The organism is Exiguobacterium sibiricum 7-3, assembly GCF_000620865.1.
In the GTDB taxonomy this organism is placed as follows: domain Bacteria; phylum Bacillota; class Bacilli; order Exiguobacteriales; family Exiguobacteriaceae; genus Exiguobacterium_A; species Exiguobacterium_A sibiricum_A.
Genome location: NZ_KK211190.1, coordinates 1,485,083 through 1,504,850, shown reverse-complemented (window position 1 = coordinate 1,504,850; position 19,768 = coordinate 1,485,083). Strand labels below are relative to the sequence as shown.

27 protein-coding genes are annotated in these 19,768 nt (G+C 48.5%); 19 read left to right on the top strand and 8 right to left on the bottom strand.

Annotated features, from left to right (window positions below; translation table 11 throughout):
• Window positions 1–4: 4 nt before the first annotated feature.
• A complete protein-coding gene (locus P402_RS16365) occupies window positions 5–904 on the top strand; it encodes an alpha/beta fold hydrolase (RefSeq protein ID WP_051525139.1) in 900 nt (299 codons plus the stop codon).
• Between the two features lie 11 nt (window positions 905–915).
• Here P402_RS16365 and P402_RS0108595 read toward each other — a convergent pair whose 3' ends face one another.
• The 5 genes from P402_RS0108595 to P402_RS0108575 all read right to left on the bottom strand — a co-directional run bounded on the left by P402_RS0108595 (window position 916) and on the right by P402_RS0108575 (window position 5,263).
• Window positions 916–1,758: a sensor domain-containing diguanylate cyclase gene (locus tag P402_RS0108595; protein ID WP_026828303.1), complete on the bottom strand. Its 843-nt coding sequence runs from the start codon at window positions 1,756–1,758 to the stop codon at window positions 916–918.
• Window positions 1,759–2,104: 346 nt separating this feature from the next.
• Window positions 2,105–3,136, bottom strand: a complete 1,032-nt coding sequence (locus tag P402_RS0108590; RefSeq protein ID WP_026828302.1) for a serine hydrolase domain-containing protein — start codon at window positions 3,134–3,136, stop codon at window positions 2,105–2,107.
• 95 nt (window positions 3,137–3,231) lie between these two features.
• Window positions 3,232–3,762 carry a DUF4256 domain-containing protein gene (locus P402_RS0108585; protein ID WP_026828301.1) on the bottom strand — a complete coding sequence of 177 codons (531 nt, stop codon included), beginning with the start codon at window positions 3,760–3,762 and terminating at the stop codon, window positions 3,232–3,234.
• 70 nt (window positions 3,763–3,832) lie between these two features.
• Window positions 3,833–4,375, bottom strand: coding sequence for a recombinase family protein (locus P402_RS0108580; protein WP_026828300.1), 543 nt, complete (start codon window positions 4,373–4,375; stop codon window positions 3,833–3,835).
• Window positions 4,376–4,636: 261 nt separating this feature from the next.
• Window positions 4,637–5,263 (bottom strand): NAD(P)-dependent oxidoreductase, encoded by a 627-nt coding sequence (locus P402_RS0108575; RefSeq protein WP_026828299.1) that lies wholly within the window; start codon window positions 5,261–5,263, stop codon window positions 4,637–4,639.
• Between the two features lie 128 nt (window positions 5,264–5,391).
• Here P402_RS0108575 and P402_RS0108570 point away from each other — a divergent pair, with 128 nt between their 5' ends.
• The 4 genes from P402_RS0108570 (at window position 5,392) to P402_RS0108555 (ending at window position 8,114) form a co-directional block, all read left to right on the top strand.
• Window positions 5,392–5,808 carry an Rrf2 family transcriptional regulator gene (locus tag P402_RS0108570; protein ID WP_026828298.1) on the top strand — a complete coding sequence of 139 codons (417 nt, stop codon included), beginning with the start codon at window positions 5,392–5,394 and terminating at the stop codon, window positions 5,806–5,808.
• Between the two features lie 55 nt (window positions 5,809–5,863).
• Window positions 5,864–6,262 carry a hypothetical protein gene (locus P402_RS0108565; protein WP_026828297.1) on the top strand — a complete coding sequence of 133 codons (399 nt, stop codon included), beginning with the start codon at window positions 5,864–5,866 and terminating at the stop codon, window positions 6,260–6,262.
• Window positions 6,263–6,354: 92 nt separating this feature from the next.
• The gene (locus tag P402_RS0108560; protein ID WP_026828296.1) at window positions 6,355–7,047 is read left to right on the top strand and encodes an ABC transporter ATP-binding protein; all 693 of its coding nucleotides are present in this window, start codon (window positions 6,355–6,357) and stop codon (window positions 7,045–7,047) included.
• Between the two features lie 62 nt (window positions 7,048–7,109).
• Complete coding sequence (locus P402_RS0108555; RefSeq protein ID WP_026828295.1) at window positions 7,110–8,114, top strand: LLM class flavin-dependent oxidoreductase; 1,005 nt, start codon at window positions 7,110–7,112, stop codon at window positions 8,112–8,114.
• A gap of 22 nt (window positions 8,115–8,136) precedes the next feature.
• Here P402_RS0108555 and P402_RS0108550 read toward each other — a convergent pair whose 3' ends face one another.
• Window positions 8,137–8,865 (bottom strand): SDR family oxidoreductase, encoded by a 729-nt coding sequence (locus tag P402_RS0108550; protein ID WP_026828294.1) that lies wholly within the window; start codon window positions 8,863–8,865, stop codon window positions 8,137–8,139.
• A 106-nt stretch (window positions 8,866–8,971) separates the two neighbouring features.
• On the opposite strand from P402_RS0108550, the gene P402_RS0108545 reads away from it, so the two are divergent.
• The 7 genes from P402_RS0108545 (at window position 8,972) to P402_RS0108515 (ending at window position 14,469) form a co-directional block, all read left to right on the top strand.
• Window positions 8,972–9,415, top strand: coding sequence for a hypothetical protein (locus tag P402_RS0108545; RefSeq protein ID WP_026828293.1), 444 nt, complete (start codon window positions 8,972–8,974; stop codon window positions 9,413–9,415).
• A gap of 290 nt (window positions 9,416–9,705) precedes the next feature.
• Window positions 9,706–10,248 (top strand): alkaline shock response membrane anchor protein AmaP, encoded by a 543-nt coding sequence (gene amaP, locus P402_RS0108540; RefSeq protein WP_026828292.1) that lies wholly within the window; start codon window positions 9,706–9,708, stop codon window positions 10,246–10,248.
• 15 nt (window positions 10,249–10,263) lie between these two features.
• Window positions 10,264–10,470, top strand: coding sequence for a DUF2273 domain-containing protein (locus tag P402_RS0108535; protein WP_026828291.1), 207 nt, complete (start codon window positions 10,264–10,266; stop codon window positions 10,468–10,470).
• A 47-nt stretch (window positions 10,471–10,517) separates the two neighbouring features.
• Window positions 10,518–10,958: an Asp23/Gls24 family envelope stress response protein gene (locus P402_RS0108530; protein ID WP_026828290.1), complete on the top strand. Its 441-nt coding sequence runs from the start codon at window positions 10,518–10,520 to the stop codon at window positions 10,956–10,958.
• 156 nt (window positions 10,959–11,114) lie between these two features.
• A complete protein-coding gene (locus tag P402_RS0108525; protein ID WP_026828289.1) occupies window positions 11,115–11,873 on the top strand; it encodes an SDR family oxidoreductase in 759 nt (252 codons plus the stop codon).
• Between the two features lie 171 nt (window positions 11,874–12,044).
• Window positions 12,045–12,965 carry a methyl-accepting chemotaxis protein gene (locus tag P402_RS0108520; RefSeq protein ID WP_235188845.1) on the top strand — a complete coding sequence of 307 codons (921 nt, stop codon included), beginning with the start codon at window positions 12,045–12,047 and terminating at the stop codon, window positions 12,963–12,965.
• A 166-nt stretch (window positions 12,966–13,131) separates the two neighbouring features.
• On the top strand, window positions 13,132–14,469 hold the full coding sequence (locus tag P402_RS0108515) for an MATE family efflux transporter (protein ID WP_034769873.1): 1,338 nt from the start codon (window positions 13,132–13,134) through the stop codon (window positions 14,467–14,469).
• Here the strand turns inward: P402_RS0108515 and P402_RS0108510 are convergent.
• Window positions 14,466–14,849, bottom strand: a complete 384-nt coding sequence (locus tag P402_RS0108510) for a hypothetical protein (RefSeq protein ID WP_026828286.1) — start codon at window positions 14,847–14,849, stop codon at window positions 14,466–14,468. The two genes, P402_RS0108515 and P402_RS0108510, sit on opposite strands and share 4 nt — an antisense overlap.
• Window positions 14,850–14,992: 143 nt before the next feature.
• Between P402_RS0108510 and P402_RS0108505 the strand changes: the two genes are divergently transcribed.
• The 7 genes from P402_RS0108505 (at window position 14,993) to P402_RS0108475 (ending at window position 18,542) form a co-directional block, all read left to right on the top strand.
• The gene (locus P402_RS0108505; RefSeq protein ID WP_026828285.1) at window positions 14,993–15,397 is read left to right on the top strand and encodes a hypothetical protein; all 405 of its coding nucleotides are present in this window, start codon (window positions 14,993–14,995) and stop codon (window positions 15,395–15,397) included.
• Window positions 15,398–15,544: 147 nt separating this feature from the next.
• Complete coding sequence (locus tag P402_RS0108500) at window positions 15,545–16,027, top strand: hypothetical protein (protein ID WP_026828284.1); 483 nt, start codon at window positions 15,545–15,547, stop codon at window positions 16,025–16,027.
• Window positions 16,020–16,733: a nucleotidyltransferase domain-containing protein gene (locus P402_RS0108495; protein ID WP_026828283.1), complete on the top strand. Its 714-nt coding sequence runs from the start codon at window positions 16,020–16,022 to the stop codon at window positions 16,731–16,733. The genes P402_RS0108500 and P402_RS0108495 overlap by 8 nt, the downstream gene beginning before the upstream one ends.
• 17 nt (window positions 16,734–16,750) lie before the next feature.
• The gene (locus P402_RS0108490) at window positions 16,751–17,203 is read left to right on the top strand and encodes a GNAT family N-acetyltransferase (RefSeq protein ID WP_026828282.1); all 453 of its coding nucleotides are present in this window, start codon (window positions 16,751–16,753) and stop codon (window positions 17,201–17,203) included.
• On the top strand, window positions 17,200–17,811 hold the full coding sequence (locus P402_RS0108485) for a hypothetical protein (protein ID WP_026828281.1): 612 nt from the start codon (window positions 17,200–17,202) through the stop codon (window positions 17,809–17,811). The genes P402_RS0108490 and P402_RS0108485 overlap by 4 nt, the downstream gene beginning before the upstream one ends.
• Before the next feature lie 71 nt (window positions 17,812–17,882).
• Entirely contained in the window at window positions 17,883–18,206 is a 324-nt protein-coding gene (locus tag P402_RS0108480) for an antibiotic biosynthesis monooxygenase (protein WP_026828280.1), read from the top strand.
• Between the two features lie 108 nt (window positions 18,207–18,314).
• The gene (locus tag P402_RS0108475; protein ID WP_026828279.1) at window positions 18,315–18,542 is read left to right on the top strand and encodes a hypothetical protein; all 228 of its coding nucleotides are present in this window, start codon (window positions 18,315–18,317) and stop codon (window positions 18,540–18,542) included.
• A gap of 5 nt (window positions 18,543–18,547) precedes the next feature.
• Here P402_RS0108475 and P402_RS0108470 read toward each other — a convergent pair whose 3' ends face one another.
• A complete protein-coding gene (locus tag P402_RS0108470) occupies window positions 18,548–19,768 on the bottom strand; it encodes a hypothetical protein (RefSeq protein WP_026828278.1) in 1,221 nt (406 codons plus the stop codon).

The window sequence follows — 19,768 nt, the reverse complement described above, 5'->3', positions numbered from 1 at the left end:
TCACATGCAAACAAAAACATCTTCATTTAACCCAGTACAGTATCTGGATACACAAACAGCCGGAACACCCATCGTGATTTTGACCGGAATGGGCTGTTCCTATCATGAGTGGTATGAGATTGTCCAAACACTTCAAACAACCAACCGAGTGCTCAGCTTCCACCGGCATTCATGGAGGGAAGGGGACGGGGTTCACCGGACCAGTCACGCTGTTCAACAACTAAAGACACTATTGACCCATTGCAACGTAGACGAACCGATTCTCCTGGTCGGCCATTCCTACGGGGGACTGATTGCGCAAGAGTTTGCGATTCGTCATCCCGATCAGTTAAAAGGATTGCTTTTGGTCGATTCGACGTCGGTTGACTTACACGAACTGGATACTCTTGATACACCGGTGCTTGATACCCTGTCATCTGATGCCACCTGGATTGAACAATGCCGGCATTACGCAACACAAAGGAAGGATCAATTACGTCATTTGGTTCAACCGGTACTGACGCCTGCGCAACAGCAATTACCACAAACGATTCAGTCGGCACTGCTTGACTTCCAGACCGAACCGGCACTGTATGCGATGATGGCGACCGAAGTCACACACTGGAAAATGGATGCACGACGGATAAAACGAAACACGTTTCCCGACGTGCCGCTGATTATCATCGGACGGGATCAAAGGCAAGCCATTGCCGAAGGACTGCAGGACGGATTACCGGAAACGGAAGTGCGTCAGCTAGAAGAGAGATGGCATCAACTCATATTACGACAGGCGAACCTGACAAAAACGGCAACGATTCGATTTGCTGAAGGAGCAGGTCATGCCGTTCACCTCGACCGGCCGGAACTTGTCATCGCGGCCATCCGACAGCTCGACCAAACTCCAGTAAAGGACGTGTCGCAATGAAGCGGAGCATCTTAGTTCAGTCCAACCAGTGATTTAGTCCGCTGCTTCTCGCTGTACATCGCTTGATCCGCTTTTTGAAACACGGTCACTACATCGGTTGTTGCTTCATCATACGCAAACCCAACGGCAATCGACAGGTCATGTTTGAGGAACTCGCTCCGTAATTGTTCCAGCAAATGGAGACACTGCTGTTCCGTGTACCTCTGGCAGACGATGACGAATTCATCTCCCCCGAGACGGAACGCCTCTTGGCTGAAACGGCTTAAGCAAAGGGCCGTCTGTTGGAGCAACGCATCACCTGCGATATGACCAAACCGGTCATTGACCCGTTTTAAATCATTCAGATCCAGCGTGAGGACACCCAGCGGAATGGCTTCAGAGGATATCATCTCTTCGATCAAGCAGTCGAATGCATGGCGATTGTAGAGACCGGTCAACGTATCGCGTTGACACAGTTGCTCGAGTTCCTGCTGTTTGGCCTTCGCTGCATTCATGTTCCGGATCACACCTTGAACGGCAACGATTTCGCCGTTCTCATAAATCGGAGTCGTATATTCTTCAAACCAAATATATGTACCGTCATTCGTCCGCCAGCGTTGCAGGAACGGTTCATCGTAGTTGCAGTTACCCGAGATTTTCGACATTAAAATCTCGAGATCATCCGGATGAATCCGGTCGAAACAATCGGACGGATCAGCATAACTCGCTTCAACCGTTCCAACACCGATATGTTCATCGAGAGAAGGACTGATATAACGAAAGCGATAGACCGGTCTGACTTCAAAGATATACATGATATCTTTGGAATGGTTCCCGAATGCGGCAATCGTCGAAGCTTGAGACAGTGGACGCATCTTTTTGAATATCCAACAACATAGGAGGGTCAACCCAATCCCAATTGTCATTCCAAACCACAACAAAAGCTTCACCTGCCTTATTTTTAATGCTTCAGCTCGTATCGAAACGTATGTATGCGTGATAATGTACATGAGATGCTAATAGGACACACTAAATTATAGCAAATGCTTCAGATAATACATACAAAAAATGACAATTCACACATTTACTTTCTTGATATTATACTGAGCGATAGAAGTATATTGATCAGCAAGGTGACGCTTTCTGGAAAGTTAAAAGATTTTCTCATTCCACGGCAAAAAGGTCAGCAAAACAGTTCGTGTTTTGCTGACCTTTTTGTGTTCACAGTCGATGCATTTTTGAACATGTCGGAATCGCAAACGCGTCCGAGGCTCTGTTACTAAACTCACGAAGGTAGTGGAGATAGTTCTTACCGCCATAGTTATACCGTTTATTATACATCCTCACGACAACAAGCTGACTTTCGGGTACTACGAGTAAGAGTGGACCAGTGTTTCCAAGAATTTGATAAGAACCCTTTGGAACACGTTCTCCGATCTCACTTCTTTCCTTTGTTTCGTCTTGCACGTACCAAAACAATCCATTGGCTGGAAGTCGCCCATCATCGTACTGAAGACTTTGAATGGATGTACAGATTCGAATGACTTCCTCCGGAACAACTTGAATTCCGTCATGACGTCCCATATTTAAATGAAGATTTCCCCATAACGCAAATTCTTTTGCAGTCGTGTGCAGGTTTGAACCCATTCCGTCATCATACGGGTACAGCTGGAACGTTGCCTTCTGCTCAGGGTCATCGATGACTTTGACCAAAGCTTCCGACTCCTCCGTTGACCACTCGGTAGACGTAAATCCTAACGGCATGAAGACGCGTTCCTTCAATAACTGAGTGAAATCATAGCCATACAGATACTTAAACAGTTCCGTGATAATCCGGATATTGATTCCACGGTAGGCCCAACTTTCACCTGCAGCGAACTCCCTGTAAATCGATTCGTCATCTCGTTCATCTAAACCATGTGAGTGGGTGACCAGATGCCGAATGGTCATTCCTTGAAAAATCTGTTGATTATAGTTCCTCAAGTATTTCGAGACACAATCATCAAGACTGTGAATCTTTTTTTCATACAACGCATAACCAATTGCTAACGCTAAATAACTTTTACGAGCGGAAGCAATATTGAACATGGAATGTCTACCGATCGGATTCGAATCTTCATTGGAATGAAATCCTTCGTAGTGTTCTAAAATGATTTGATCATTCTGTATGACAAGTATCGCTGCGGTACTGCTATGATTTAGATACTTGATATCACTTACGTAGGGAAGTAATTTTTGATAGGAAGGGTGCAAATGAACAATGCTCCTTTCGCCTTCTGATGGATTGGTCTCCGGATTTGTGTATCCTAACTATTAGAATCAGACTGCTCTAAACTATTTCTTAATCCTTAAAGTGCCAAATACGTTCGAAACCCACGATTCGCATAATAGGAATCCGCTCCATTGTGATAGACGAAAACGTGCTGATAGCGCCGGTCGCAATAGAGGGCACCACCTTGCGTCCGAATCGACTCCGGGGTCTCAATCCAGCTGGATGTCTTCAAATCAAATTCACCTAACGTTTGCAGATGACGATAATCGTCCTCTGTCAATAACGAAACACCATGTGCCGTTGCTGCCGCAACGGCACTGCCGGCTGGTTTGTTTTTCTTCCGTTTTTCGAGTGCCACATCGTCATAACACAAACTGCGACGTCCGACCGGACTCTCCGGGGAACAATCGATCACAAGCAGACGACCGTCCGGCATCGATACGAGGTCCGGTTCTCCACCCGTCTGCTCCATCCATTCGAGCGTTTGCAGCATTTCTGACGATAACTTGGACTGCACCTCACTCCAATCGACGGTAGGGTGACGCTCCATGTGTGCTTCAAACCGCTTGTATAAGCTGTCCTGTAACATATTAAAGTCATGCATCATCGTATAGTCTCCTCTCTATTAGAAAAACGATCCCGTTCACAACTGACTGTGTGCGAAGGATCGTTTGTCTTCAATGCTCCAAGTACCGGTAGAGTGTGCTTTTGCTGATTCCGGTTTGTTCACGGATGTCGGCCAGACTGTATTGTTTACTTTGATACATATCGATGGCACGTTTTACGTTCTCATCCGGCTTCCGCGGACGTCCTGTCTGCTTCCCGAGTTCTTTTGCTTTTGACAAGCCTTCACGGGTCGCCATGCTGACGACGTCGCTTTGCAGGGCGACGAGGTGCTGGACGATTTCGCGGAATGACTGGTCGAGCGCCTGCCGAGTATCGATGTTTTCCCGGATGGATAATAGATAGGCCTGCTTTGTATCCAGGCTATTTAACACGTCGATCAAATGACGCGTTGAATCCGCCAACACATACAAATGAGAGACGAGAATGATGTCGCCCGGTCTTATATCTTCTAACAGTTGATCAAGCACGTACCGGCGTTTCGAGGAACTGTGTTCTTCTGTTCTTACTTCATCGGTTTCATATGTCTCAAGTACCTTGACTTGCTTCTCACACGTGGGATCTTCAAAAAATGGTCGCATATAGCCAATAATCATAGTGTTCTCCTCGCTCGAATCATACTGCCTGTTGCGATGAAAAGAATACGTGGATATGTTCTAGGAGCAACTCGTATTCAAGGTCATCCAACCGATGTTTATCTGTCACTTCCTAGTATAAGGGAAAAACAGCTAGGAAGAAAGGAAGGGGGAATGTTCAAAAAACGACAGAGAAACGAACTTTAAGAATCCTTTTTTCTTTTAGGGATTTTCATTAAAATTAAAAAAACGTTCCCGTCAGACGAGAACGTTACCAATAGATTAAACCGATACAACGGAAATCCGCTCTTGATCATGGCGATGATGCTCCACTTCATCCGCTAACGCAATCGCATAATCGGCATAACTGACGTAGCTCTCACCCGCGGCGTTCACCGTCAAGACATCTTTCGCCAATTGATATGTTCCGGTCCGTGGTCCTTCCGGATCAAAGAAGGCAGCGGGACTGATGAATGTCCAGTGTAAATCGACTGTCTGTTGCAAATCCGCTAAATTTTTCGCCTGATTATTTGCCGTCGGTAGGTAAGCCTCCGGGAAGTCAGGTGTATCCGCAAGCTGAAGTGTCTGTTCTTGGTCGACATACAGACTTCCAGCACCACCGACGATGATCAGACGGGTCGGAGTACCGCGTAATTGATCAATCAAATGCCGACCTAAATCGACATGCTGATGTTCGTTTCCCGGTGCTGCTCCAAACGCATTGATGACGACATCAAAATCCGTCAATTCTTCCGTCGTCAGTTCAAATGCATTCTTTTCGAGTACGGTATCATGTGTCGTGCGGGTTGCGTCACGGACGATGGCCGTTAAGGCATGCCCCCGCTGTGCAAGTTCCTCTAAAATAACGCGACCAGCTTTTCCACTGGCTCCAATAATCGCAATCTTCATCAAAAACGCCTCCTTGGATAGTATGTATCTCTTTCATGTAATTATTTTAGTTACAGAAATTACGATTGTCAAGCCAATTGACATTAAACGTCGACCTTATTAAACTGAAAGCACTGGTGGTGAAACAAATGATTAATAGTCGTTTAGCAGTATCTGTTCATATATTGGCGTTGATCGCCTCTCACCCGGATCAAGCCTTGTCTTCCGAATACATCGCTGGGAGCGTCAATACGAATCCGGTCGTCATTCGCCGTTTGACCGGATTGTTACGACAAGCCGGGCTGTTGCAAACCGTCGCCGGGAAAACGGGGGCAACGTTGACGAAAGATCCGGCTGGCATTACGTTATTGATGATTTACCGTGCCGTCGAACCAAAAGAGACGTTATTTTCGATGCATGAACAACCTAACCCGGCTTGCCCGGTCGGTCGGAATATCCAATCGACGCTCGACGAGACCTTTGTGCGTGCACAACGGGCACTCGAGGCAGAACTGGAAGCCGAGACCTTATCTGATGTCATCCATCGTCTTGCGACGGCAAGATGATGGTCGTCTGTCTTTTTTTGAAAACGCCTTCACTTTTGAAAGGAGAAATGTCATCATGCGTCTGGTCAGTTATTCAGCCGTCAGTGCGATTGGATCCTTTTTATTGTTCACTGCGTATGCCTTCTTAACAAATGTCGAAAATGAGTTTTTATACCAGTTTGGTACCTTTGCGACGACGTTGTTTACGTTTGCGATTGGTCTGCCAATGCTCTTCATCACAAGGCGACATCCGTTGTCGTTACGTTTGCTGATTTATCTGACAGCCGGAGTTTTTGCGATCCTGTTATTCATCGGTTTTTATGATTATTTTGGTCAGGAGACCTTCGTCGAGTCACGCCAAAATTTAAGTGGTATCGTCCGATTTGCGACGCTTGCCTGCCTGTTTTATATCGTGCCGTATGAATGGATGTATCAAAAAAAGATGTCGTCCAACCGGCCTTCGATGTCATCCTAAGCAGACCTTCTGAAAAAGAAGGTCTTTTTTTGCAGGAATTTCCAATAAAATGGAGAAACAGGTAGACAGCTGCTTACTTGAGGAGGGAAAACATGCAAGACACATTCATCTGTCAACAAATCGGAAAATCCTTTACCGGTGACGGGATCGAGACCCATGCGTTATCGGATATCAAGCTCACGCTCGATGCAGGTGATTTCATCTCGATTATCGGACCATCCGGGTCAGGAAAATCAACGTTACTGAGCTTAATCGGGACACTCGACCGTCCGACAAGCGGTACCTTGTCATACGGGGATCAAGCAATTCATCAGCTCAAGAGCAAAGAACTGTCCGATTTCCGCTTTGAGAACGTCGGCTTCATTTTTCAACAGTTCCACTTGATTCCGACGCTGACGGCGCTCGAAAACGTCATGGCGCCGTTATTCGGGCGAAAAGTGACGTACGATAAAAAAGAACGGGCCTTGTCATTGCTTGAAAAGGTCGGACTCGCCGATAAAGCCGGCTCGCTGCCGTCACAACTGTCCGGTGGTCAACAGCAACGGGTCGCCGTCGCCCGGGCCCTCGTCCATGAACCGAAGTGGTTACTCGCAGATGAACCGACCGGTAATTTGGATACGGAAACGGGGGAAATCATCTTTAACCTGTTGCGCAGTCTGAATGAAGAGAAAGGGTGCGGTGTGCTGTTCGTCACCCATGATCCGGCCCTCGCTGAGCGCGCCAACCGGAAAATCGAGATGCGCGACGGACTGATCATCGAAGACCGCCGGCTCGTCCGCGCCTGACACCTTCTTTTTGAATTCACCGCATCGACCGCGTACACTGAATGTGTAGAGGAGGCGAGGTCATGCGCTTAGGCATCTTGGATCAAGTCCCGCTTCACGAGGGGGATACAATCGAACAAACGATGGAAGCGACGAAACGGCTGGTCCTCGAGGCAGAACGCCTCGGGTACGAACGCTATTGGTTTGCTGAACATCACAATACGAACGGACTGCTCAGTGCCGCACCGGAATTATTCATCGCCCGGATGGGGGATGTGACTTCCCGGATCAAACTCGGGTCCGGCGGCGTGTTATTGCCTCAGTACCATCCGCTCAAAATCGCCGAGACGTTTTCGACACTGGCTGCGTTTTATCCGAACCGGATTGAACTCGGAATCGGCAATTCACCGGGTGGCAGCGAACGGACACGGCGCGCCTTGACGGACGGTTCCGAGAATGCCGCCGCTGAATTTCCGCGCCTGCTCGATGAAGTCGACGGCTTTTTGACCGACCGGTTGTCGTCGCGCCATCCGTACCGGATCGTCAAGACGACGCCGCGTGTCGAGGAACGGTTGCCGTTATCCGTGCTCGGTCTGTCACCGCGCAGTGCCTCACTGGCCGCTGAACGCGGACACGGACTTGTGTTTGGTCACTTCATTAATCCCGATAAGTGGGAAGAAACGTTACGGACGTACCGGGACGCATTCGTTCCGGTCGACGGACGGACACCGAACGTCATCGTCTGTGTTTTCGTCATCTGTGCCGAAACGATGGAAGAAGCGGAAGCATTGGCACGAACGCAGGACGCCTGGATTCAAGGAATCCGGCTTGGCCATTCGATCGTGCCGTCGTTTGCGACGACTGAAACGAAACAGTGGAACGAAGAACAGCAACGGCGTATTCAAAACGACCGCCGGCGGTCGATCGTCGGAACACCTGAGACCGTCGCTAAAGAACTGCAGGACTTGTCCGACCGGTATCAGACTGATCAGTTCCTGTTGATCAACAACGCATTTAATCAGGACAAACGGCTCCGGTCCTATCAGCTGATTGCGGAACGATTACTCCATAAAAAAAACACCGTCTGAATCAGGCGGTGTTCGTTTTGACTTATTGTTGTGCAGTTGGGCGAATCAGGATTTCGTTAACTGCCACATCATCCGGTTCATTAACGGCGTAGGCAATGGCGCGGGCAATCGCGTCAGCGTCCATCGCTTTTAAGTTACCGATGCCTTGTTTAATTTCTTCGTCCGTGATGTGATCTTTCAATTCGGTATCGACCGCTCCCGGTGAAATGATTGTCGCCCGGATGTTATTCTCAACCGATTCTTCTTTACGTAAGCCTTCCGTAATCGCACGGACGGCAAACTTCGTCCCGCTATAGACGGCACTTGATGGCATGACGTCATGTCCTGCGACAGACGAGATGTTGATGATGTGTCCACGTTTCTGCTCGCGCATATACGGCAGAACGGCACCGATGCCATAGAGAACGCCTTTGATGTTGACGTCGACCATCGTGTTCCATTCATCCTGTTTATTTTTGTTCAGTTTTGACAACGGCATCAAACCGGCGTTATTGACGAGGACATCGACCGAACCAAACGTGTCTTGCGCGAGTTTCGCGAGCGCATCGACTTGCGACGCGTCCGTAACGTCCGTTACTTGATAGACGGCTTTGCCGCCGAGGTCTTCGATTTCTTTTTGCAAAGATTTCAGACGATCTTCCCGGCGTGCTGCGAGTACCAATTGCGCACCTTGTTTTGCCAGTAACTTAGCCGTGGCTTCCCCGATGCCACTTGATGCTCCTGTAATGATGACGACTTTATTTTCGATCATTCAAAAAACCTCCTACATATTTTTTAACTCAACTTAGAAGTATTAACCTTTTTTAAACATCAGCAAACCTCGGACCGGCAGTTCGAAGGAAGAAAGGAAACAAATCATGAAAAAACGATTTTGGCTTGTTCTACTAATAGTAGTAGTCGGATTGACTTTATATTTCGAACCGTTTCGCGGAAGTCCTCCGGAACCGGACGTTTCCGTCAATGGGAGGGAGATTGACGTGACAAGCGGTTCGTCCTGCTGGAATAGCTTGTTGAACAGCAAGTGTATTGACCTTAGTGATACGACACCACTCGACATGACAGCGGAACAAACACCAACCGTCGTCAAACCTAGTGAGAAGATTGATGTTGCATTTACTAATGGTTCTGCCCCAACGCGAATCAAGGCCGAACAATGGCAGAAGGGTGACACGAAAAAAACGATTCAACTGAAGAACGAACAGTTAACCGCACCAAACAAGAAAGGGCTTTATATCTATCATGTTTATGCGTGGTGGAAGCAAGGGGACGGAAACGTCGCATTTTCCATCCGGGTAAAATGATATTGACAATGCAAGAACCATATGGTAAATCCTGTTTTTTCATAGAATACGAAAGTTCCTTCCTTGATTTTTCGACGAAAGGGACTTTTTTTATGAAATATAGTAAGTAAAACACTGGTTTTCAGTAAATCCATCTTTGAATAATCAGAATAATGGAACTTTAATTAAAAGTGCCTTTAAATGTTTTAAGGTCTAGTGAACGGGAATAAACACACCATACACATAATATTTCAGATAGCGAAAGTCTTATGTGAAAGAATCTTACAATGTTATCTAAAGGAGAGATGAAGATGAATGGGTTTAATCGTTTCTTACTCGTTCTCATCGGTCTGCTCGGGTTAGTGAGCGTCGGCTTACTGGTTCTCGGCGTCTACGATGTTCCACGACTCAGCCCGTTACTTGAACAATGGCAGGATCAACAATGGTACAGCTACACGGTTCTCTCAATTGGTGGGTTTTTAGCTTTCGTATTCGTTATTCTCTTATTCACCGGATTACTCAGCCGCTCGAAAGGTCAACGGTTATTGATCCGGACAGGAGACGGTAACATCACGATTTCGAAAGAAACCATCGAACGGACGGCGCTTGAGTCGATTCGTGGTATCAATGGAGTCCGGACGCCAAGCGTTCATGCGGACATCCATTCGAAAAAAGAGACCGTCGCCTTAACCGTTGACTGCTCGGTCTTTGGTCAAGATGGGCTACCGACAATCGGTAAAGATATTCAAGAGCGTGCGAAACACGCCGTCGAATCCTTGCTTGAGTTGCCGGTGACCAGTACAAAAGTCAAAATCAGTGATACAAAAACCAAAACGTCGGAACGTGTCGTCTAAAGGGAGGAATTGAACATGAGTACGAAAGAACAATTGTATCCGTACCGGTTCCGGTTAGTCGGCGGTCTCGTTGGACTCGTGATCGCGGTTCTGTTCCTGACAATCGGTTTCGGACCCACGATGCTGTTGCTCGTCTTTACCGCGATCGGCTTTCTGATTGGGAAGTGGCGGGACGGAGCACTTGATATTGAAGGATGGATTCAGTTCTTTAACCGGGATTGATTCATATATAATTCATTTCATACTACATTTAAAAGGAGAGATTTCAAATGGCAAACGAATCATTAAACACAACTGGACAAACCGAAGAGGTACGCTCGAATAAATTAACATTCGAAGATCAGGTCATCAAAAAAATCGCCGGGATTGCTTCAAACGAAGTCCAAGGCATCTTATCGATGAGTGGTGGATTCATGAGCGGTTTGACGGATCGTCTCCGCAGCACGGAAGACATCACAAAAGGTGTCGGCGCAGAAGTCGGTGAACGCCAAGTGGCGCTTGATCTCCGTGTCATCGTCGAATACGGCAAAAATATCCCGTCCATCTTCCAGGAAACGGTCGCCAAAATCAAAAAAGCAATCGGAGATATGACCGGACTTGAAGTCGTCGAAGTCAACATGCATGTTGAAGACGTCATGACACGCGCCGAGTTCGATGCGAAAAGCAAAAACGAACAGGCGGAAGAAAAAACAAGCCGCGAATTAAAATAATCGAAGCGTCCGGGAACTCTCATCAGGGGGTTCCCGTTTTTTTATGTTTTTCAAAAAAACGGGAACCGAATTACCATCAAGCCAAGCGACTGTCCGAACAAAAAAAAGGAAAAAGAACAAGGAAAGGCTAAATCCAATCGGAAAGGATGAGGAATTATGCGCTTATCGGAAAAAGTCATCATCGTCACGGGAGCCGCCTCCGGCATGGGGAAAGCGATGGCCGAGTTGTTTGCGGCAGAAGGGGGACATGTCGTCGTTTCGGATATTCACGGCGACGCGGCGAGACAAGTCGTGCAGACAATCACCGAAAACGGAGGAACAGCACTAGCAGTGGAAACGAATGTGGCAGAGGAAAAAGCCGTTCAGCAATTGATTGATCAAACCATCACGACGTACGGTAAGCTGGATGTCCTTGTCCATAATGCCGGCATCATGGACGGGATGGAAGGTGTCGCGGATATCTCGGATGAACGCTGGGAACGCGTTTTCTCTATTAACACGACAGCCGTCATGCGATTGATGCGGTTGACTGTCCCGATTTTTCAACAGCAAGGGCACGGCGTCATCCTTAATAACATCTCGATTGGCGGATTGAACGGTGCCCGGTCCGGAGCCGCTTACACGGCTTCAAAACACGCGGTCGTCGGATTGACGAAAAATACAGCGTATCTGTATGCCAAGGAGGGGGTCCGATGCAACGGGATTGCCCCCGGCGCAGTCGAGACGAACATCGGTCAGTCGATGACGAACATCAACGAGTTCGGAATGGGACGGACGATGCTCGGGATGGGACTAAATCCGCGAACCGCCCAACCAGAAGAAATTGCCAAGCTGGCCCTGTTCCTCGTATCGGAAGACAGCAGCTTCGTCAACGGAGCGATCGTCGTAGCGGATGGCGGATGGAGTGCTTATTAAAGATATTTTCTGAGGTTCCCTTCCTTCAGGGAGCCTCTTTTTAGCTGAATGAATACATACGCATGAATTATTTACTGAATGAAAGACCAGTTTGGAAGGGATTAGTCGATATAAGGGATAATAATACAAGATAACCATTTTAATGATCATCGAGTGGAGATTGAGAGAGGAGTGGATCGATTGATGCAGGAACAGACGACACGTGTGACGGATACCCAGGTTATACGGGCAATTGAACAGAACCTGGCGATTATCCGATTTGATGACCGACGCAAAGTGGCTTACGTCAATGAGTTGTTTGCCCGGACGATGGGGTATGAGGTCGACGAGCTGATCGGGAAGTATCATCGGGATCTTTGTTTTTCGGGGTACGCGGACAGTCCGGCTTATGAACTGTTTTGGCGAAAGTTGATGCAAGGCATCACCTATCAGGACAAAATCGAACGGCGGGCGGCGGATGGACAGCAAAAATGGCTCGAAGCGACGTATATGCCGATTTTCTCGGAAGATGGCCGCCGTGTCGTCGGTGTCTCGAAAATCGCGACCGACATCACGGTCCGCCAACAGGACGTCTTGCGGATGGCCGAAGAACTGAATGCGACATCGGCCTTTTTAACCGTGAAATCAGAAAGTGGACGACAAGACGGACTGAACGTGCTCGCGACCGTTCAACAAATCGAAGCGGAATCGACAACAAACCTTGCGAATCTCGTCCAACTCCAGGCGCAGACCGATTCAATCACGGATATCGTCAAGACGATCCGTGACATCGCCGCCCAGACGAATCTGTTGGCACTCAATGCAGCCATCGAAGCAGCACGTGCCGGAGAACACGGACGCGGTTTTAACGTCGTTGCGACCGAAGTCCGCAATCTTTCCAATAAAGTCTCCCAATCGATCGGTGAAATCAAAGATAATATCGAAGGAATCGTTAAACGGATTGAGGAAGTCTCAACGAGTATCGAACACATCTCGTTAAAAGTTAAAACGAGCAGCGGACAGCTCGAACAGACGGTCCGCGAATTTGATCTCTTGGCGGATTCTGCCAAGCAATTGGAGCAACAGGCAAAAGAATTTGTGCAGGTGTTATGAAGCCTATATTTTTTTAATTACTCATTCCCACCTTCTTTCGTGTGATTCTGACAAGAGTCATCCGGAAGAAGGTCTTTTTACGTCAAACAGTCCAAAATACATTATAATAAGCAGATGTTTCATGAAATCGACAGTAGCCTGGCTACTCAAAAAAGGAGGGCTGGTCATGTCAGTCCCGACGACTGTTGCGGCACGTCAGTACGGCCTGCTTGCTTATCCGCTGATCCTGTCGAGTATTTTGACGCCGCTGCTTGGCGTCACCGATACGATTACGATCGGACAAACCGGGGATGCGGTCGCCATCGGTGCGATTGCGATTGGCGCTGTTTTCTTTAACACGATTTACTGGCTGTTCGGATTTTTAAAAGTCAGTACGACTGGTTTCAGCGCCCAAGCCAGCGTCCATCATGATGAAACGGCGTTGCACTTTGCTTTATACCGTCCTGTCTTACTCGGCTTCATGATCGGACTCGTTCTGATTCTTTTACGTGTTCCGTTGACGGCGGGGGGGCTTTACTTACTGGCAGCACCTGAAACTTTGTTGCCGGATGTCACGACATACATCGATTACCGGATTTACGGGGCACCGTTCGTCCTGGTCGGATACGCGGTTCTCGGCTGGCTGATCGGGCAGGGACAAGTGAAACGTGCTCTATTGATTCAAATATTCAGCAACCTCATCAATATCGTCCTCGATGTCGTCTTTGTCCTCGGCCTTGGATACGGTGTAGCCGGTGTCGCAATTGCAACGCTCGTCGCTGAAATCAGTATCGTCGCTTTCGGATTCCTGATCATGGTCCGGCAGCTCGCCTGGAAACCGGCCTATCGCGATCTCTTATTCCGTGTCCAGGCGTATCGGCAGTTTTTTACCGTCAATGCCGATTTATTCGTCCGGACCATTTTTCTGTTGCTCGTGACCGGCTGGTTTACCCGGACAGGTGCACAATTCGGACCGGATGTTCTGGCAGCCAATGCCATCTTGTTGCAGATCCAGTATGTGATTGCCTACTGGTTCGGAGGACTCGGCAGTGCTTCGACGATTCTCGTCGGACGGGCGCGGGGGCGGAGCGATGAAGCCGGTTACCGGAAAAGTCTTTCGTTGACACGGCAATTCGGGATTGCTTCCATCGTATTGATCATCGGACTGTTAGCTGTTTTCCAGGATGCCTTCCTGCAACTGTTTTCAACCGATCCGCTCCTGCTCGACGTCTCTGCCCTGTATTACGGGTGGATCCTCGTCTTTCCGTTGACCGGCGGATTTGCGATGCTGTACGAAGGTGTCTTTTCGGGACTGGCCCGGGCAAAACCGGTCCGGAACTCGATGATCCAGGCTTTTCTCGTGTTCGGACTGTTACTGCTGTCGATTTACTGGATCGGCAATCACGGGGTCTGGCTCGCGTTCATCGGTTTCGGTTTGACACGATCGCTGTCACTTCATCTGGCGGAGCGCCGGATGAACCTGACATTTGAACGTCCGGACAAAAAAACGGATCTTCCTGTTTAACGATCAACAGTGAAGGTCCGTTCTTTTATCGTATTACTTTTAACTTGTTTTCGTGCATCAATCGAATCCCGGATATGTATGATATAACGGCGTCCTTTTTGATAACCCGAGCGGGGCGGCTTGATCCGGAGTTCTTTGCCGTCAATGACTTCAAGCTCCGTCTGCATCCGTTCACCGGTCGAGTCCGTGATCGTAACCGTACGGTCCGAGACTTGATCCGGACGCAGTCCTTTCGAAAATTCGATATCAAACGTGTGATACTTCGAAATCGTCCGCGCACGAGACTTGAAGTGGGGGCCGTCCGTCTGCTCGTCGAGCGTACAGTAACACCCTGTGAAAAGTAAGCAAACAGTTAAGATAATGGAAAATAACGGGTTCACAACCAAGCTCCTTTCAGCATATTTTTCATTATAAGACAAATAATGGGAGGATTCAATCGTTCTCGGGACGGATTGTAAAATAACCCTTCAAGACAAGCCGCGGGTGATGGTATACTCAAGCGAGAGAAAGGCAGTGGTAGAATATGCAACAAACTGATCAACGCGAAATCATCGTCTCCATCCGGACGAGTTATGATTTCAAAGCCGATGAAGGACGTGCCGTCCGTGTCGTCGAATTTCACGGGCGCCGGACGACCGTCATCGATACGTTTAAAAAATCAACGCCGAAACGGATGATTCTCCTCGAGATGATCCGCGCCGTCCAATCGTTTAAGGAACCGTTCCATATTATCTTTAACGTCGAATGCAACTTCGGTTTCAAGTATTTGAACGATGAACGACAGTGGGAAAACCGTGACCTCGGAAACACATTCAACGAATTGATCCAAGCGGGCGGACACACAATCGAACTCCGCGACTGTTCGTTTTATGAAGGCGGAAAAGACTTGCAGAAGTGGTTGCTGAACATCCTGAAAAAAGCGAATTGACCTTGTAAGACAGATGACGTTCACCGGACGGTCATCTGTTTTTTTGTTCGCTCTCCCGTCCTCTGCTAATATGTGGTAAATTTATAGGAAAGAAAAAGGACAACACGATTGACATCACCGTCAACTATTTTGTGAAGAGGTGGAATTATGAATAAAGAAGATCATCAAATTGCCCGTAAACTCGTTTCTACTTATTTGACTGGTACTCAAATCTCGACGATTCACCTGACAGGCTTCATCAGCATCGAACTGATCAATCTCTACGATGCCACGATTCCCGATATCTCGATCCGGATCGAGACGGACCGGTTGTATTACGGGGATGTCGAATCATCGAAGGACTGGGTCGTCCGCCATATGCCGAAAGAAGAGATGCTTCACTTGATTGTGACGTTACATACAGAACGAATCATTGCCGTCCGCATCGGAAAAGCTGCTCCGCATCTGTTCATTACCTTCAGTTCGGGAAAAACGCTTGTGATCAACGGATCGGATACGTATTACGAATCATGGGCCATCGATATGGCGTTACCGGATAAAGGTCTTGTGTCGATTGTCGCTGTACCGGGCGATGAACTGGCTGTTTTTGCTTCCGACAATACGATGTTACAGAACCAGTCACATGAATGATCCATTGTCGTGTGCCAAGCGGACTGCCCGTTTGATCGTCGAGAGCCACTATCCGGATTGTGACGCTGCGTTACTTGCCGGAAGCTTCGTCCGGGGGCAGGCGACCGCGACATCGGATCTTGATCTAATTCTATTTCGGGAATCCATCAAGGCTTCATACCGGGAATCGTTTACCTTTGATGATTATCCGGTCGAAGCATTCATCCATTCGAGTACGACCATCCGGACGTTTTTCCGGCAGGACCGGGAACGGGGACGTCCGTCGATGCAACGGATGGTCGCAGAGGGACTCGTCCTGCGCGATCATGACCTGCTCAAACCTTTGAAAGAGCAGGCGGAATCAGAGTTGCTCACCGGTCCACCGGTTCTTTCGCTTACTGAAATGAACCGGACCCGGTACTTTCTGACCGATCTGCTCGATGATTTCATCGGCGTGAGCGACCGGACGGACGGGCTCGGAATCGCTACCCGGTTGCTCGAACAAGCGACGGACTTCCGGTTGCGGGCTTCGGGTCACTGGACGGGACAAGGGAAATGGCTGATCCGCAGTCTGGCAATCGTCGATCCGGTCGAGGCCAAACGATTGGCGGACGCTTTTAATCTGTATTTCCGATCCGATCAAAAACAGGCTGTCATCGATTTGGTGGAACAGTGGCTCGATTCGCATGGCGGTCGTTATTTTGACGGTTTTTCAATCGGAAAGTGAGAAAAGGGGAGAGGCGGATGCTAACTATTCGGGAAGGGACGGAAGAATCCGCTCCCTACAAAACGTTTCTGCAAGAAAAAATTCGGATGTATAATAATGAACAATCCCCGCACCATGCCAAAAAACGCCATGCTGCGGTATATCCCGTCCATGTGATGGTATTCGAGGAAGAACAGATTGTCGGAGGAATCTATGGGGAAATCTATTGGGGTTGGCTTGAGATTGAATTTCTTTATCTACCGGACAGCTTACGTGCGCAAGGTCTCGGCAGTCAACTGTTACACCGAATCGAAACGTTAGCGCGTCAATCCGGGGTTAACCGCGTTCTTGTGACGACGTTTTCTTTTCAGGCGTATGACTTCTATCAAAAATACGGATATGAGACAGTCGGCGTGATCGCGGACTATCCACCCGGATTCTCGCACTACACACTCGTCAAACACTTTATTACGTCTTCAGGTTCGGCATGAAGAAACGGATTTGGTTGTTCTTGGCTATGATTTGTCTCGCTGGCGGATTGCTCTCCTCACTGAAACAAACGGCACAGATTGCTGCTTATGGCGTGACGCCTCAAACGCTGATCGATGTCATGAATCAGTATCCGGCGAAGGTTCCGTTCTCGACCAAACAGGTGTACTGGATCGAACCGCTCGGTGACAGCCATACGATTGCATTCGTCAAAACGGAAAAAGCGCATCTGTTACTCGTGTTGCAACAAACGGACTCGACCTATCGGATCGTCCGCCTGATCCGCCAAGCGCCGCAACCAAACGACTGGTTTGAAGGACGGTTACTGGAAGTCGAGCAAAAACGTTATTTGGCCGTTTACGGAGAAAACCGTTCCCAAAACCTGAACCGGTTGACATTTGATCCGTATAAAGCGACTTACGACGGGAAACAGGAACGGAACGTACCGCTGAAAGACATCAAACGGACGCTGGATGTCCGGAAAAAGGACAGTTTCCATACGATTCAAGCCTTGCCGGAAGCCTTTCCCCGGTCGCTCTTTTTTGATATTCATGCTGTCGATGCACAGGGCAACGAACAGTTGCGCCGATTGTCGAATACGCTTGACTGAAGTCTCCGGACTGGGAAGAGCCGTCTTGCGTTCGGTATACTAGGGATAGTTAAGACAGAGGGGGACATAGTATGTGGATTGTCATGAATCAACTGCGTGTACAAAACGGGAAAGCCGATCAAGTCGCGGCACGTTTTCAGACGACAAAAGGAATTGAGCAGATGGAAGGATTTGTCCGGATGCAGGTCTTAGTGGATCTCAGTCAGGATGAGCATGATGTCGTCACGATCATGACGACGTGGGACAAACAGGAGCATTTCCATGCCTGGCAGGCGAGCCAGGCCTATAAAGGTGTCCATAAGAAACGGGATGAAGGAACATCGGAAGTCAAACCGCTTGTCCTGTCAAACGCTGTCACGGAATATGCCGTCGTCGCCGATCATACCCACGCTTAAGCAAAACCGTCTTTTCCCATGAATGGGGAAGAGACGGTTTTTGTCTGGAATGGATGATTCGGAAAGCGGGTAAAAGAATTAAAATTGAACCTCGAGAGGTGACGGAAGATGGCGACACGTAAAGGCATCGTTTCCGGTTTGACAGTTTTGTTCGGCATGATGTTCATCATCGGTTTTTTCCTGTCCGGCGGTTTTGTCTACCTGTACTTTTTTGCCCTGCTGATTGCCTGCGCGTCCTTTTTACGGGAGCGGCTGACGCGCGGAGAGTGGTTGCAGGAAGGAATCGCCTTTATCTTGTTTTGTGCGGTCATTTTCCTCGTCGAACATCTGATTTAGTTAAATCATTTGACCTGATAGGTATCAAGCAGCAAATCGCGCCCTTCTGCAGGCAACTTAAAACTGATCTTCCGGTGGACATCTTCGAGATAGACATCGGTTTTTTTGATCCGCCGGTCGAGATAAATCTTGAACTGTTGTGCTTTTTCGTCCTTCATCAACGTCAAGTACTGCCGCTCGGCCAATCGTCCTTTTGGCTCTGCCTCTTCACTGTCCTCAATCAATCGGACCAACCGTTTTGATTCTTCGAGTGACGTCTCGATGTAGGCTTCGGGTGAGAGCGGCTCCGCCATGTCTAAATCGCCCTTCACAAATTTCAACTTTCCGAGCGGCCGGTCATGGAACAGGGCGAAACGCGGTAAAGAATAGTCCGCGTCGTACAGTTCGTCCGGCGGCACGTCAAGATTAGGCGGAAGTTGTTGTTCGTGCTTGACGGTCAGCTTGTAGCGGGTCGTCTTTCCGGTTTTTTCTTTGACCGTGACCGTACCGTAAGTGCCGTCTGTATGCGGTGCCTGCTTGAACTGGATCGTACTTCGCTCTTTCGACGAATGGATCGACGCGCGATAACGGATTTGTCCCATCAGGTTCAGCTGGACCTCATACGGTTCTTGAATCTGAATATTTGATTCGAGGACAAGCGGGACGGGTCCGACAAACGGTGTCAGTTCCATGATGTTCGTGACGACCGTCTGCTTCGTTTGTTCATTTGTTGCCCGGACGACGAGATAGCCGGTTGTCGGGACCGTAAGCTGTCGCGCGGATTTCATCAAGGATCTGCCGGAGAGACGGACACTTTCTTCGAAGTTGGAAGATAACTTCTGAAACTCCACCTGATTTTTAGGAGTGACCAGGTGTTTGGATGAAAAACGGTCCTGTTTTCGTGTCAATTTGTGATAACCTGGTTTTGACACATAATCATGGCAATACAAAAAACCACCCTGTTTGGTTTTCAGATAGACGGCCTGCTCGCCCATCGATTCCGGAAACTGACTGACGAGATTAACGAAATACTGTTTGCCGATTGCATACTCTTTCGGTGCGGCAACCGGTTTCGTCGCGCACACCTGTTTAATGAGAACACCAAGCTTCGGATCATCTTTCTTGAAGTCAGTCAGGTTCAACGTATCATACACTTCCGGTAAGTAGGTGTATTCGATCGGTTTTGCCTCCGGACTGCATCCGCTCAACAGGACGGCTCCAAGCACTACTGGAATCAGTTGACGCAT

Coding starts and splice junctions, on each gene's coding strand:
- P402_RS0108550 (WP_026828294.1), bottom strand. CDS start 8,865: ATGATCGAAAATAAAGTCGTCATCATTACAGGAGCATCAAGTGGCATC.
- P402_RS0108495 (WP_026828283.1), top strand. CDS start 16,020: ATGAATGATCCATTGTCGTGTGCCAAGCGGACTGCCCGTTTGATCGTC.
- P402_RS0108565 (WP_026828297.1), top strand. CDS start 5,864: ATGCGTCTGGTCAGTTATTCAGCCGTCAGTGCGATTGGATCCTTTTTA.
- P402_RS0108570 (WP_026828298.1), top strand. CDS start 5,392: ATGATTAATAGTCGTTTAGCAGTATCTGTTCATATATTGGCGTTGATC.
- P402_RS0108595 (WP_026828303.1), bottom strand. CDS start 1,758: ATGCGTCCACTGTCTCAAGCTTCGACGATTGCCGCATTCGGGAACCAT.
- P402_RS0108505 (WP_026828285.1), top strand. CDS start 14,993: ATGCAACAAACTGATCAACGCGAAATCATCGTCTCCATCCGGACGAGT.
- P402_RS16365 (WP_051525139.1), top strand. CDS start 5: ATGCAAACAAAAACATCTTCATTTAACCCAGTACAGTATCTGGATACA.
- P402_RS0108475 (WP_026828279.1), top strand. CDS start 18,315: ATGGCGACACGTAAAGGCATCGTTTCCGGTTTGACAGTTTTGTTCGGC.
- P402_RS0108575 (WP_026828299.1), bottom strand. CDS start 5,263: ATGAAGATTGCGATTATTGGAGCCAGTGGAAAAGCTGGTCGCGTTATT.
- P402_RS0108480 (WP_026828280.1), top strand. CDS start 17,883: ATGTGGATTGTCATGAATCAACTGCGTGTACAAAACGGGAAAGCCGAT.
- P402_RS0108485 (WP_026828281.1), top strand. CDS start 17,200: ATGAAGAAACGGATTTGGTTGTTCTTGGCTATGATTTGTCTCGCTGGC.
- P402_RS0108535 (WP_026828291.1), top strand. CDS start 10,264: ATGAGTACGAAAGAACAATTGTATCCGTACCGGTTCCGGTTAGTCGGC.
- P402_RS0108515 (WP_034769873.1), top strand. CDS start 13,132: ATGTCAGTCCCGACGACTGTTGCGGCACGTCAGTACGGCCTGCTTGCT.
- P402_RS0108555 (WP_026828295.1), top strand. CDS start 7,110: ATGCGCTTAGGCATCTTGGATCAAGTCCCGCTTCACGAGGGGGATACA.
- amaP (WP_026828292.1), top strand. CDS start 9,706: ATGAATGGGTTTAATCGTTTCTTACTCGTTCTCATCGGTCTGCTCGGG.
- P402_RS0108525 (WP_026828289.1), top strand. CDS start 11,115: ATGCGCTTATCGGAAAAAGTCATCATCGTCACGGGAGCCGCCTCCGGC.
- P402_RS0108545 (WP_026828293.1), top strand. CDS start 8,972: ATGAAAAAACGATTTTGGCTTGTTCTACTAATAGTAGTAGTCGGATTG.
- P402_RS0108470 (WP_026828278.1), bottom strand. CDS start 19,768: ATGCGTCAACTGATTCCAGTAGTGCTTGGAGCCGTCCTGTTGAGCGGA.
- P402_RS0108580 (WP_026828300.1), bottom strand. CDS start 4,375: ATGATTATTGGCTATATGCGACCATTTTTTGAAGATCCCACGTGTGAG.
- P402_RS0108490 (WP_026828282.1), top strand. CDS start 16,751: ATGCTAACTATTCGGGAAGGGACGGAAGAATCCGCTCCCTACAAAACG.
- P402_RS0108585 (WP_026828301.1), bottom strand. CDS start 3,762: ATGATGCATGACTTTAATATGTTACAGGACAGCTTATACAAGCGGTTT.
- P402_RS0108560 (WP_026828296.1), top strand. CDS start 6,355: ATGCAAGACACATTCATCTGTCAACAAATCGGAAAATCCTTTACCGGT.
- P402_RS0108500 (WP_026828284.1), top strand. CDS start 15,545: ATGAATAAAGAAGATCATCAAATTGCCCGTAAACTCGTTTCTACTTAT.
- P402_RS0108530 (WP_026828290.1), top strand. CDS start 10,518: ATGGCAAACGAATCATTAAACACAACTGGACAAACCGAAGAGGTACGC.